The sequence below is a fragment of the Nitratiruptor sp. YY08-26 genome (assembly GCF_016593215.1).
GTDB lineage: Bacteria > Campylobacterota > Campylobacteria > Campylobacterales > Nitratiruptoraceae > Nitratiruptor > Nitratiruptor tergarcus.
Map to the genome: position 1 here is coordinate 762,054 of NZ_AP023063.1, position 13,163 is coordinate 775,216.

At 36.8% G+C, this 13,163-nt stretch carries 14 protein-coding genes; 11 read left to right on the forward strand and 3 right to left on the reverse strand.

Annotation, left to right across the window (positions count from 1 at the left end; translation table 11 throughout):
• The first annotated feature begins 87 nt into the window (after positions 1-87).
• Genes JG738_RS04210 through cmoA form a run of 11 tightly spaced genes read left to right on the forward strand, consistent with a single transcriptional unit; the run spans position 88 to position 11,414 of the window.
• A complete protein-coding gene (locus tag JG738_RS04210; protein WP_084275632.1) occupies positions 88-555 on the forward strand; it encodes an RNA pyrophosphohydrolase in 468 nt (155 codons plus the stop codon).
• A complete protein-coding gene (locus JG738_RS04215) occupies positions 555-1,760 on the forward strand; it encodes an aspartate kinase (RefSeq protein ID WP_201338720.1) in 1,206 nt (401 codons plus the stop codon). Before JG738_RS04210 ends, JG738_RS04215 begins: the two co-directional genes overlap by 1 nt.
• A complete protein-coding gene (locus JG738_RS04220) occupies positions 1,757-2,305 on the forward strand; it encodes a HobA family DNA replication regulator (RefSeq protein ID WP_084275633.1) in 549 nt (182 codons plus the stop codon). The genes JG738_RS04215 and JG738_RS04220 overlap by 4 nt, the downstream gene beginning before the upstream one ends.
• A complete protein-coding gene (locus JG738_RS04225; protein WP_201338512.1) occupies positions 2,305-2,913 on the forward strand; it encodes a DNA polymerase III subunit delta' in 609 nt (202 codons plus the stop codon). Before JG738_RS04220 ends, JG738_RS04225 begins: the two co-directional genes overlap by 1 nt.
• The gene (folP, locus tag JG738_RS04230) at positions 2,910-4,040 is read left to right on the forward strand and encodes a dihydropteroate synthase (RefSeq protein WP_201338513.1); all 1,131 of its coding nucleotides are present in this window, start codon (positions 2,910-2,912) and stop codon (positions 4,038-4,040) included. Before JG738_RS04225 ends, folP begins: the two co-directional genes overlap by 4 nt.
• A gap of 2 nt (positions 4,041-4,042) precedes the next feature.
• Positions 4,043-5,209, forward strand: coding sequence for a class I SAM-dependent rRNA methyltransferase (locus tag JG738_RS04235; protein ID WP_201338514.1), 1,167 nt, complete (start codon positions 4,043-4,045; stop codon positions 5,207-5,209).
• Between the two features lie 10 nt (positions 5,210-5,219).
• The gene (gene ligA, locus JG738_RS04240) at positions 5,220-7,202 is read left to right on the forward strand and encodes an NAD-dependent DNA ligase LigA (protein ID WP_201338515.1); all 1,983 of its coding nucleotides are present in this window, start codon (positions 5,220-5,222) and stop codon (positions 7,200-7,202) included.
• 10 nt (positions 7,203-7,212) lie between these two features.
• Complete coding sequence (locus JG738_RS04245) at positions 7,213-7,896, forward strand: TlyA family RNA methyltransferase (protein WP_236583220.1); 684 nt, start codon at positions 7,213-7,215, stop codon at positions 7,894-7,896.
• Positions 7,883-8,698 carry a bifunctional riboflavin kinase/FAD synthetase gene (locus tag JG738_RS04250; RefSeq protein WP_236583221.1) on the forward strand — a complete coding sequence of 272 codons (816 nt, stop codon included), beginning with the start codon at positions 7,883-7,885 and terminating at the stop codon, positions 8,696-8,698. The genes JG738_RS04245 and JG738_RS04250 overlap by 14 nt, the downstream gene beginning before the upstream one ends.
• Positions 8,692-10,710, forward strand: a complete 2,019-nt coding sequence (locus JG738_RS04255; protein ID WP_201338517.1) for a thioredoxin domain-containing protein — start codon at positions 8,692-8,694, stop codon at positions 10,708-10,710. Before JG738_RS04250 ends, JG738_RS04255 begins: the two co-directional genes overlap by 7 nt.
• On the forward strand, positions 10,707-11,414 hold the full coding sequence (gene cmoA / locus JG738_RS04260) for a carboxy-S-adenosyl-L-methionine synthase CmoA (RefSeq protein WP_201338518.1): 708 nt from the start codon (positions 10,707-10,709) through the stop codon (positions 11,412-11,414). The genes JG738_RS04255 and cmoA overlap by 4 nt, the downstream gene beginning before the upstream one ends.
• Here the strand turns inward: cmoA and JG738_RS04265 are convergent, their stop codons facing one another.
• Genes JG738_RS04265 through JG738_RS04275 form a run of 3 tightly spaced genes read right to left on the reverse strand, consistent with a single transcriptional unit; the run spans position 11,415 to position 13,092 of the window.
• Entirely contained in the window at positions 11,415-11,672 is a 258-nt protein-coding gene (locus JG738_RS04265) for a hypothetical protein (RefSeq protein ID WP_084275641.1), read from the reverse strand.
• Positions 11,669-12,688: a DHH family phosphoesterase gene (locus JG738_RS04270; RefSeq protein WP_201338519.1), complete on the reverse strand. Its 1,020-nt coding sequence runs from the start codon at positions 12,686-12,688 to the stop codon at positions 11,669-11,671. Before JG738_RS04270 ends, JG738_RS04265 begins: the two co-directional genes overlap by 4 nt.
• On the reverse strand, positions 12,688-13,092 hold the full coding sequence (locus JG738_RS04275; protein ID WP_084275643.1) for an Rrf2 family transcriptional regulator: 405 nt from the start codon (positions 13,090-13,092) through the stop codon (positions 12,688-12,690). Before JG738_RS04275 ends, JG738_RS04270 begins: the two co-directional genes overlap by 1 nt.
• Positions 13,093-13,163: the final 71 nt, after the last annotated feature.

Sequence of the window (13,163 nt, forward strand, 5' to 3'; positions counted from 1 at the left end):
TAGTAAGTCAGTATTATATCAAGTAAAAAAGTGTGACCTAAAATGAAATAGTTTCGTTTTAGGTCTGGCTTTTTGAAAAGAGGGTAGATGACAAACAAGAGATATAGACCTAATGTAGCAGCGATTGTGCTTTCAAGTGAATATCCACGCAAGGTAGAGTTTTTCATTGCTGCAAGGAGCGATTATGAAGACTCTTGGCAATTTCCTCAAGGAGGAATAGACAAAGGAGAGAGCCCTAAAGAAGCACTTTTGCGAGAGCTTAAAGAGGAAATCGGAACAGATAAAATTGAAATTATTGCTGAATATCCTGAGTGGGTGAGTTACGATTTTCCCAAGAGAATTGCAAAGAAGATGTATCCTTTTGATGGGCAAAGACAAAAATATTTTTTAGTCAAACTCAAGCCTGGTGCAAAAATTGACCTTGATACAAAGGAGCCAGAATTTAGCAAATATAAATTTGTTTCTTATGAGGATCTTTTTAATTATGTCACTTTTTTTAAAAGACCGGTTTATAAACAGGTATTAGAATATTTTAAAAAAGAGGGGTATTTTTGATGCTGATTGTGCAAAAATATGGGGGAACTAGTGTTGGGAGCCTCGAGAGGATAGAAAATGTTGCAAAACGTGTTGCTAAAACAAAAGAGGCTGGAAATGATGTAGTAGTTGTTGTCTCAGCAATGAGTGGAGAAACAAATAAGCTCATTGATTATGCAAAACATTTCAGTCCAACGCCAAGTAGAAGAGATATGGATCTGCTTTTAAGCAGTGGTGAGAGGGTTACAGCAGCACTTCTTTCTATTGCACTCAACGAGATGGGCTTTCCTACCGTAGCTATGACTGGACGTCAAGCTGGGATTGTAACTGATAAATCCCACACTGTTGCTCGCATTGAAAAGATTAATCCTGAGCCTATGCAAAATGCTTTGAAAGAGGGAAAAATTATTGTTGTTGCTGGATTTCAAGGAATTACAGAAGATGGCCAAGTAACGACGCTTGGACGTGGAGGAAGCGATTTGACAGCTGTTGCTATTGCAGGTGCCCTTGGTGCAGATAAGTGTGAGATCTATTCTGATGTTGATGGAGTTTATACAACCGATCCAAGAATTGAGCCAAAAGCAAAGAAACTGGATAAGATCAGCTACGATGAGATGCTTGAACTTGCAAGTCTTGGTGCGAAAGTACTGCAAAATCGCAGTGTAGAGCTTGCCAAAAAACTTGGCGTAGTAATTGAAGCTAGAAGCAGTTTTAATGATAATCCTGGAACAATCATCACAAAGGAAGAGAATATTATGGAAAAGCCACTTGTTAGCGGTATAGCGTTGGATAAAAATCAAGCGAGAGTAAGTCTGCGCGGAGTCAAAGATAGACCGGGAATAGCAGCAGAAATTTTCAAAGCATTAGCGAATGAAAATATCAATGTAGATATGATAGTTCAAACAATTGGTGAAGATGGTAAAACAAATCTTGATTTTACTGTTCCACAAAATGAGCTTGAACTTGTTAAAAAAGTGATGGAGCAGTTCAAAGATGAGTATGAGAAGGTAGAATATGATCCAGATGTAGCAAAAGTAAGTATTGTTGGTGTCGGTATGAAATCGCATAGCGGTGTAGCGAGCAAGGCTTTTGAGACAATGGCTAAAGAGAATATCAATATTGAGATGATTAGTACAAGTGAGATTAAAATCTCTATGATTATTGATGAAAAATATGGAGAGTTGGCGGTGCGTGCTTTGCATGCTGCGTATGAGTTGGATAAATGAGTAAGAGTTTTGATCAGTGGACACTGCAGACTATTCGCTATGATAAAAGTATGATGAATTGGCTAGAGGAGCGCCGCTATGAGTGGATTCCTCTAGCAGCTGATGCACTGCAGCGAATTGTTAATGGTTATACTGTTTTGCTTCTTACAGATGATGAAAGAGATTGGTATGCACACTATATTGTTACTTCTTTGAATAAATCTACAAAAAATCGCCCCTTTATTCCTCTCTATAATCTTAAAACTCTCATTCCTGCTACAAAAAAAAATATGGGTAAAGAAGAACTTGATATGCTTTTTGATATGCTTGATATCTCTTTTGAAAGCTATTTTATTTGGTATATAGGAAGATCGAGTGCTTCTCATTATGTCAATATCGCTAAATATCGCGATGACAGTTTTTTATGGATTATGGATACAGATATCCAAAACAATTTTACACTCAAATCTTATGATGAACTTCTTGATATTAAGCTATTGCAACTCTACAGACTTTTTGAAAAGAGTCTTGATGCAGCAATTTTTGGAGATGTGGAATTTACCTGATGTTTGAATTAAAGAGTCAGATTGTAGTAGCACAGGAGTGGGAAGAAGTAAAAGCAGAGTTCGCACTCTCTTTGAGTGAAGAGTATCTTCACTCTTATTTTAGGGAGGAGTTTAAAGTTGAAGATGCCAAAGAGGTGATTGCAAAAGCCCATGTTGCATCCAAAGAGCCAAAAGTGATGCTCCTTGCAGCAGAGCGTTACAATATTTATGCACAAAATGCACTCCTTAAAATTCTTGAAGAGCCGCCACACAATACTGTTTTTGTCATAGTTGTACGCTCAAAAACGCTTCTTCTACCTACTATCTTATCACGGCTCCCTGTGGTGCAGATGCAAAAGAGCGAGGAAAATATAGAGATTTTTTGTACATTTGATCTTGAAACATTGGTTTCACTCGCTACAAAGTACAAAAGAGCTACTAAAAATGAGACAAAAGCAATTATCAAAAATATGCTCCAATTTGCTCTAAAATCAAGTTTTGCTCTTTCAAAGAGGGAATTAGCCTATTTTGGAGATGCTATGAAGCTCATAGATCTCAACACAAATCCAACAAATGTCATTATCACAGCAGGACTTATATTATTAACACACAAAAAGAAGAAACGATGAAAATAAAGAAGATTTCATCTAAGGCCAATGTACGTTCCATCATGCAAAATCTGGGAGTTGATCGTCCTGGAATAGAGATTATGGCTCGCAAAGCTGAGGTGATGCTTTTTTATCTACGAGATCTTCATGTGGGTGCAGCAAATATTTTAAAGCAAGATGCTTTAAGTATTGGTGCAGATCTTGCTGTGCCAAATGGCACTATTACTTGTCACTTTAAAAGGGTTGATGCACTTTTAATAGGTACAAAAAAGCATATAGCACTCTTGGCGAAAAAGGAGATGGCACAACCTTATGGACTCAAAGAGCTTGCCAAAGAGCTGCGTAAATATCTCTCTTTCAAAGAGTATCCTACGAAAATAATGGGTATTATTAATGCAACAGATGATAGCTTCTATCCAGGAAGTAGATTTCAAGGTGCAAAAGCAGTTGAAGCGATAAAAGAGATGATAGCACAGGGAGCAGATATTATAGATATTGGTGGCATGAGCACACGGCCTGGGAGTGAAGAGATAAGTGAAGAAGAGGAGCTTGCACGTATTAAGCCTTTAGTGGATGCATTGCAAAAAGAAAATCTTAAGGTGGAACTGAGTATAGATACCTATAGGCCAAAAGTTGCACGTTATGCTTTAGAGCGAGGCTTTTCGATACTCAATGATATAACTGCACTTGAAAATGAGGAGAATGCAAAAATTGCAGCAGAGTTTGGAGCTACAGTTGTATTAATGCATAAAAAGGGTAATCCAAAAACTATGCAACAGAGCCCATACTATGAAGATGTAGTGGTAGAAGTGAGTGATTTTTTTGCTAAAAGAATCGAAAGAGCACAGCATTATGGAATCAATGCTATAATACTTGATCCGGGAATTGGTTTTGGCAAACGTTTAAAAGACAATATTGCTTTAATTGAGAATTTAAGCGAGTTTCGCAAATTTGGTTATGAAGTATTGATTGGAGCAAGTAGAAAATCTATGATAGATAAGATAATTCCAACCCCAGTCGAAGAGAGATTGCCTGGGACATTGGTTTTGCATTTACGTGCATTGCAAGAGGGAGCAAATATTGTGCGATGTCATGATGTAAAAGAACATAAGCAGGCAATTAAAGTATTACAAGCATTGAAGAGGTAGATATGAAAAGATGTATTATCAATAAAAAGGCAGCAAAAAAGGTTCATGAATTTTTCCCATGGGTCTATAAGAGTGATATCATAAGTCCGTTAGAGGAGTATGAAGCTGGGGAACTCGTAAAAATATTTGATGAAAATGAACAATTTTTGGCAGTAGGATATATTAATCCTGCGAGCACTATTACAATTCGTATACTTACATTAAAAGATGAGCTAATCAATCATCGTTTTTTTAAATCACGTATATTGCGTGCAGCAGCAAAGAGAGTAAAGCTTTTTGATAATGCTTGTAGGGTTATACACTCTGAAGGAGATTACCTCCCTGGTCTTATAGTAGATAGGTATGGAGATTATCTTAGTGTTCAGTTTCTCACAGCAGGGATTTTGCACTTTAAAGAGGAGATACTAGATATTCTCCTTAATCTCTATGAACCAAAAGGAGTATATATTGAAGGAGAAAAAAACTCTTTGCGTAAAGAGAAGGTTGAGCCTTTTAATGAGATAATAGGTGAGATACCAGAGCGTGTCTTTTTTGTAGAAAATGATATAAAATTTCAGGTTAATCTCATAGATGCGCAAAAGACAGGTTTCTATCTTGATCAAAGACGCAATCGTCAAATTGTCTCTCGCTACATTAAACAAAAAGATAAGATTCTTGACTGTTTTTGCCATGCTGGTGGATTTGGTCTCTATGCAAAAGTAAAAAAAGATGCAGATGTACGATTAGTAGATATCTCAGAAGATGCGATTGCTCTGGCAAAAGAGAATTTTATTTTGAATGATGTTAAAGGAAAATTTGTAGTAGCAAATGTGTTCGATTATTTGCGAGAGCTGCGCAAGCAGAAGGAGAAATTTGATGTTATTATCCTTGATCCTCCATCATTTGCCAAAAGCAGATCAAAAAAGAGTTCTGCATTAAAAGGCTTTAAAGATATCACTGTAAATGCAATGAAATTAATCCGCAATGAGGGTTATATTGCACTCTTTTCTTGTTCGCACCATGTGGGGCTTAAAGATCTAGAGCAAGTTATCATGCAAAGTAGCATCGATAATAAAAAAGTTGTAGAGATTGTTGAGTATCTTTTCCAAGATGTAGATCACCCCTATATACTCAATAATGAATTTTCGCTCTATCTTACAGGGATACTTTTTAAAGTTTTAGATGTTTAAGGATAGAGAAATGATTACAAACTATGAAGAGTACAAAAAAGCAGTTGAGCAGCTAAAACGTTGGGCGTATGCCTATTATGTTTTAGATAACCCTGAAGTTCCTGATGAGGTGTATGATAAGCTCTACAGAGAAGTAGAGGAGTATGAAAAAGCGCATCCTGAGCAAATCGATCCTACCTCTCCTACGCAACGCATTGGTGCTGAGCCAGCAAAAGAGTTTAAAAAGGTGCGCCATCTTACCAAAATGTGGTCGATGGAGGATGTGTTTAGTGAGAGTGAGCTTAAAGAGTGGATCCAAAGAGTCTATAAAAATAGTGGAAGAGAGGATATTAATTTTTACATAGAGCCAAAATTTGATGGTGCAAGTCTTAATATCATTTATGAAAATGGTATTTTAAAGAGTGCTGCTACAAGAGGTGATGGTGAGGTTGGAGAGGATGTAACAGCAAATGCAAAGACTATACCTTCCATTCCCCTTGGCATAGAATATAAAGGTCTCATAGAGATTCGTGGAGAGGTGGTTATTCGCAAAGATGATTTTGAAAAGCTCAATGAAGAGCGAAGTATGCGCGGTGAGCCCACTTTTGCAAATCCTCGCAATGCAGCAGCTGGAAGCTTGCGTCAGCTTGATCCAAAAGTAACAGCACAAAGAAAACTCTACTTCTATCCTTGGGATATCGGCTACAATACACTCAATTGTCGCTACCAGCATGAAAAGATGGATTTTGTGTATGAACAAGGCTTCATTAAACCTTTTAAGCGTGCAATTTGTGAAAATGAGGCTGAAATACAAAAGCTCTACGAAGATTTTTCAAAAGAGCGTGACTCTCTTCCTGTTATGCTTGATGGGATGGTTATAAAAGTAGATGAAATTGCACTACATGAGGTTTTAGGCTATACCGTCAAGTATCCTCGCTGGATGGTTGCATATAAATTCCCAGCAGTGGAGAAGATGACAAGAATTATCGATATTGTGCCACAAGTAGGGCGTACTGGCATTATTACGCCTGTAGCGATTTTGGAGCCAGTAGAGATTGAAGGTGTAGTAGTGGAGCGAGCTACACTGCATAACTATGCAGAGATTGAGCGCAAAGATATACGCATTGGTGATATGGTTATAGTTATCCGCAGTGGTGATGTAATTCCAGAGGTAACAAAGGTTCTTACGCAGTATCGTACCGGAAAAGAGAAAAAGGTAGAGCGTCCAACAAAATGTCCTGTATGTGGACAACCAGTATTAGATGAAGGACTTTTGATTAAGTGTCAAAATCTCAGCTGTCCAGCAAGAGTTGTCAATTCTATCATCTACTTTGCTTCCAAACAGTGCTTAGATATTCCAGGTCTTGGGGAAGCGACGGTAAAGCTTTTGTATGAAAAAGGATTAGTAAAAGATGTAGTGGATCTCTTTAAGCTAAAAAAAGAGGATCTATTGAAACTTCCAGGCTTTGCAGAAAAAAAGGCGCAAAATCTCATAGATGCAATTCAAGGTGTAAGAGGAGTAGAGTGCTGGAGATTTGTCAATGCCCTTGGCATAGAGCATATTGGTGAAGTTGCAAGTAAGAAAATATGTGAGAAGTTTGGACTTAATTGGTACAAAGTAGATCCTGAAAAGTTTTATGAGATTGAAGGGTTTGGGCCGGAGATGGTGAAATCTATCAAAGAGTTTGTAGAGGTTAATAAAGATAAAATTGAGCAGCTTATTGAATATATTCAGCCAACTGAGCCACAAAAAGAGGAAGAGGTAGAGCATTCACCACTTGCACATAAAACTGTAGTGCTCACAGGTGAAATGCGATTACCGCGCAGTAAAATAAAAGAGCTTCTTGAGCGTGCGGGAGCGCATGTGACAAATAGTGTTTCACATCATACAGATTATGTTTTTTATGGTGAGCACCCTGGTAGCAAATATGAAAAGGCGCAAAAACTGGGCGTACCACTCTTGCCGGAAGAGAAGATGTGGGAACTTCTTAAAGAGGCAGGTCTTGAGGCTTGATAGCTATTTAGTGAAACAAAACTTAGTTGATTCAAGAAATAAAGCAGCAGAGCTTATTCGATCAAATAAGGTTTTACTCAATGGCAAGGTAGCTACAAAGCCGGCTATGCAGGTAGCTGGGGATGAGAATATTACGCTTTTGCAAGATCCCTATGTGAGTAGAGCTGCATATAAGCTCAAAGCTTTTTTACAAAGTAGTAGTTTTAGCCCTACAGGAATGGAAGTTTTAGATGTTGGGGCCTCTACTGGGGGATTTACCCAGGTGCTGCTGGAGTTTGGTGCCAAAAGAGTAGTGGCGCTCGATGTTGGCAAAGATCAGCTCCATCCTATTCTTCAAAGAAATAAGAGAGTTATAGATAAAAGTCAAACAGATATCCGCTCATTTACTGCCGAGCCTTTTGATCTTATAGCTTGCGATGTGAGTTTTATTAGTTTGCACCATATTCTTAAAGATTTAGATCGTCTAGCAAAAAGATATATTATAACCCTTTTTAAACCGCAGTTTGAAGTAGGTAAAGATGTAAAACGTGATAAAAGAGGTGTAGTAAAAGATGAAAAAGCGGTGCAAAGGGCTATAGAGAAGTTTGAAGAGGCTGTTAAGAAGCTAGGATGGAGAGAGCTTCGTAAAGAGCAGGCGAAAATTGCAGGAAAAGAGGGAAATATTGAGTGGGTCTATCTCTTTGAAAAGTGCTGAGGCGATTGCCATAGGGGCATTTGATGGTATGCATAGAGCACACCAAGAGCTTTTTAAAAGGCTAGGAGATAAAGGTGCTATTGTAGTGATAGACAAAGAGGATGCAACCCTTACTCCTGGAGAGTTTCGCTGCAAATATACTCACTATCCTTGCCTCTTTTTGAAACTGCAGCAGATTCGCCATCTCGATGCAGCAGGTTTTATTGCTCTACTTAAAAAACATTTTCCTCATCTCAAAAAGATAGTTGTTGGATACGATTTTGCCTTTGGAAAAGATAGAAAATATAAAGCACAAGATCTTCATAACTATTTTGATGGGGATGTGGAGATTGTAAATGAGGTGAAAATTGATGGAGTTTCAGTGCATTCTCGCATTATCAAAGAGTATATTAAAAAAGGTAAAATTTCGCAAGCAAACAGGCTTTTAGGTAGGTGCTATGAGATTGTTGGGAAAAAGGTTGCAGGGCAAGGAGTAGGTAGCAAGGAGTTGGTACCTACCATCAATCTTGCAGTAAAGCAGTTTCTTTTACCGCAAGAGGGAGTCTATGCTACATATACAAGAATAGCTCAAAAAAAATATAGAAGTATTACATTTATCGGGCATCGCTTTGTGACTGATGGGAGTTTTGCAGTGGAGACACATATTTTAGAAGAATTTGAAGAAGAGAGTGAGAAGATAGCTATTTTGTTTGCTACTTTTATACGCCAAAATAAAAAATTTGACTCTTTACATAAGCTTAAAAAGCAGATCGAAGATGATATAAAAAAAGCGCAAGAGATTTTAAAGGATATACAATGTTAAAAAAGTTTTTAGGCATCATTTTTACTACACTTTTTCTTTTTGGTGCAAACTATACTAATGCCCTCATTCATGAAGAGTCTCCCTATTTGCGTCAGCATGCCCACAATCCTGTCAACTGGTATCCCTGGGGAGAGGAGGCCTTTTTAAAAGCAAAAAAAGAGCATAAGCCGATATTTCTCTCTATTGGTTATAGTACTTGCCACTGGTGCCATGTGATGGAGAAAGAGTCTTTTGAAAATGAGGAGATTGCAAAACTTATTAATGAAAATTTTGTTCCTATTAAAGTAGATAAAGAGGAGCGTCCCGATCTTGATAAGTTTTATCAAACAGTTTTCCAAGTAATGCATCGAAGAAGTGGTGGGTGGCCTCTTACAATCATTATGAGTGAAGATAAAAAGCCCTTTTTTAGTGCAACGTATATTCCACCAGAAGATGGATATGGTGTCAAAGGACTCAAAACAATTCTTCCAATTTTAGCACAAGGCTACAAAGAAAAAAGAGAGTATCTGCAAAAAAGGGGTGAGGCAGTTTTAAAACTTGTTAATGAGGTACTGCATGCGAGGTACGTTCCGGTACAGTTAGATCTCTCGCTAGCAAACAAAGCGCTCAAGCAAATAGAAAAGAGTTACGACAAAATTTATGGAGGCTTTTCTCAAAGAGTAAAATTTCCTCAAGCAAGTACCATTGCTCTGCTTTTGGATATTTATTTGATAACTCATGAAGAAAAAGCGTGGCAAATGGCAAAAAAAAGCCTTGAATCTATGGCAAAGGGTGGCATATATGACCAAATTGAAGGGGGATTTTTTCGCTATACCACAGATAGAAAGTGGCAAATTCCCCATTTTGAAAAGATGCTCTATTCCAATGCAGAGCTCATTGGAGTGTATACCAAGGCGTACACTATTGAAAAAGAGCCTCTTTTTGCACGCATAGTTCAAGAGACGATCCAAGAGATTGACAGGCGTTTTGGATATAAGGGACTCTATTTTAGCGCCAGTGATGCAGATAGTGAAGGTAAAGAGGGTGGCTATTTTCTCTATGATTATGATGAGACACTGCGCTTTTTACAAAAAGAGGGGATAGCAAAGAGACATGCGCAAAAGGCATTGAGCAGTCTTGGCATTGAAGAGGATGGGAATTTTGATTCTGTACTCTCAAATCCAAGATTAGTTGGCAAAAGAGATGAAAAAATTGTGCAACTTTTGCGAAAAATGCGAAAAAAACGAAAATATCCTTTTATTGATAAAAAGATAATTACTGCTTGGAATGCGATGTATATAGATGCAAAAATGCATGCATTTATATTTGATGAGAAATATAAAAAAGAAGCCCTTGCTTCTTTAGATAGACTTTTGCAAGAAACGTATATTCATGGCAATCTCTACCATCAAAAATTGTCTTCTAATCCTCCTACAAAAGAGGCTTTACTTGAAGATTATGCGTATCTCATAAAAGCTTTGAATGATGCATATATGCTCAGTGGCAAAAAGAGGTATTTAGAAACTGCAAAAGATCTCCTCAAAAAAGCAAAAGAGAAGTTTTTCAAAAAAGGGATTTGGTATTTTAGTCAAGAAGATATAGAATTGCCTGCAGATTTGAGCGATAGCTACTACTCGAGTGCTTTGGCAATGCTCTATCATGCGATGCTTGATATTGCAATGCTTGGTGAAGATCTTAAACTCTATCAATTTGCAAAAAAGAGTATGTATGAAAAATCTGCACTTATCTATCACGATACTGGTTACTACCCAACAGCCACAAGGGCATTTTTACGTATCTTAATAGGTGATGTAGTAATAAAGTCACAAAAAATTCGAAACTATCTCAAAGAGATCGCATTTATACGCTATCCTTATATCTTAACAAAGAAAAGTAAGGATAAAGAATTTTTAGCTTGCAAAATAGATACATGTTTTGCTGAAAGTGATAATTTTGCTGTTATTAAAGAGAAGATTGAAAAACTTCTCCAGCAAAAAAGTAGTAGAAAATGGAGTAAAAAGGCTCTAAAGTGAAAGATGAGATTTTTAAAAAACCAATTTCCAAGCAGTTTGAGTTTGATGAAGAGGTTGCAACTGTATTTGATGATATGATCGGACGCTCAGTCCCTTTTTACAAAGAGAATTTATCCTTAGTGCGAGATCTTGTTATTGCAAATCTTCAAGAAAATGCAATAGTTTATGATCTTGGATGCTCAACAGGAACACTTCTCATAGAGATTGCAAAAAAGAGCGATAGAAGTCTCCACCTTAAAGGTATCGATAACTCTGCTGCAATGCTACAAAGAGCAAAGAATAAGGCAAAAGCTTTTGGAGTTGATATTGAATTTATTCATGCTGATATATTGGAGTATGATTTTTCACTAGCCAACTGCTTTATAGCCAACTATACATTGCAATTTATTCGACCGCTTAAAAGAGAAAAATTTGTAAAAAAAATCTATGAGAAATTGAAAGATGAAGGCGTATTTATTTTTAGTGAAAAAATTATTACTGAAGATAAGAGACTCAACAAGCAGCTCATAGATATTTACTACGATTTTAAAAGAGAGCAAGGTTATAGTGATTATGAGATAGCACAAAAGAGAGAAGCACTAGAAAATGTACTTATTCCTTATACTCTCAAAGAGAACGAAGAGATGCTTTTACAAACTGGATTTCGTTTTGTAGAGCCCATATTTCGCTGGGCAAACTTTGCTACATTTTTTGCAAGGAAATAACTATTTTCTAAAAAGCTCTGGTCTTGTTTTTTTAAGATGTTCTATTACTTTAATGACCTCTTCATAGCCCATCTCTCCCTCTAAATCATCACCAAAGACTTCATCAATTCCATTGAGATAGGCTTCTACTGCTTGGGCCATTTTACTATCAGGAACTCCTGCATAGTGGAGTGCTGCTCCAAGCATATCTGCTAATTGCATGGCAAGCTCTTCTATTTCAAACTCCGCCTCGTCGAGTTTTTCTTTGTCGCTTTTCATTCTTTATCCTTCAAAAGGGCTTCTACAAAAGATTTTAGCTCATCGTAGATAAAGAACTCTTTAAACTCTTTAAGCTTACCGCCACTAGCATTTGGATGCCCACCACCGCCTGCAATGAGCTCTGCCATTTTTGACACGTCCATTTTATTATCTGCTCTGAGGCTAAAAGTTCCTCGTGGACTTACATTCATAAAGAAGTGGTAATCTGGATTGAGGCGTAAAAAGCCATTCCCTACAATAGAACTGTTTTGAATTCCATAAGTAAGGATGCCCTTATTGCCTTGGAAATATATTGTCATCTCCTCTTTTTTTGCTTCAATGAGATCAAGAATGTAATTGGTTACGAGATTATCCAATGTATCGTTGTTTGATTTTATGAAAAAACTCTTCTTAATTTTGCATATATCATCATCTAATAGAATGTAGTTGTTTTCTTTTTCAATATAGGGAAGTGCTTTTGAGAGCATTGTATGTTTATAACGGATATGCGCAGAATTAAAAGTAAATCTATTGATCTCTTTTGCTTCATCTACAAGGCGCATGAGTACTTTTCCAAACTCAAAGAGTGGATCCTCTTGCAACCATATATCTACTGCATTAACTGCATCTATAAACTTTTCAAGATGGGAGATGTTATTACCATTATTGAAATAATCATATGTGATTTTTGAAGCAGATTTTGTAACATCGAGATGATACCATTCAAATTTTTCTGCTGTTTCTATACCACTTGCATGGTGATCGAGAAGCAGTAGTTTGATATTTTTATCTTTAAATCTTTTTATTTCATTATCAAGATAAGCTGCTTCATCTTCACTTAGATTAAGATCTGTGATAAGAAAGAAGACATTCTCTTTCATAGAGCGTTCTATTCTATGAAGTATCTCATCTATACGTACAGTTACCTCTTCTCCATAATTAGCATTAACAAAAAATCCTTCATGATAAATATGTTTTGTAATATATTGGCATGTGTAGCCATCAAGATCTGTGTGTGAGAGATGATAAAAATCCATTAAGGCTCCATTATATCTTTAAGAGTTAGATTATCTAAAAAAGTATCTACTTTTATTTGAAGTTTGTTGAGAAATGGCCAGAGGGTACAAAAATCTCCTTGATTGCTTGGACAAAGCTCTTGAGCACTTGAACAATCAAATATATTAATTCTTCTGCCTTCTGCTGCTTGGCTAATCTCTTTGATAGAGAGTTTTTCAGCAGGTTTTGCGAGCATAAATCCTCCTGTTGCCCCTTTGTAAGATTTTAAAATATCTTTTTTAGCAAGAGCTTGTAGTATTTTTGCTAAAAAGCTTCTTGATATATTGAGTCTTTTCGAGAGATAATCGGTTCCTAATGGCTTGTTTTCTCGTGCAATTATCACCAATGCCAAAAGAGCATATTCTGTCGCCCTTGTAAACAGCATAATCTACCTTCTTCCATACTTTTAATTGATTAATTATACTAAATTTCTCCTAATTAAAATTGGGATAAAAA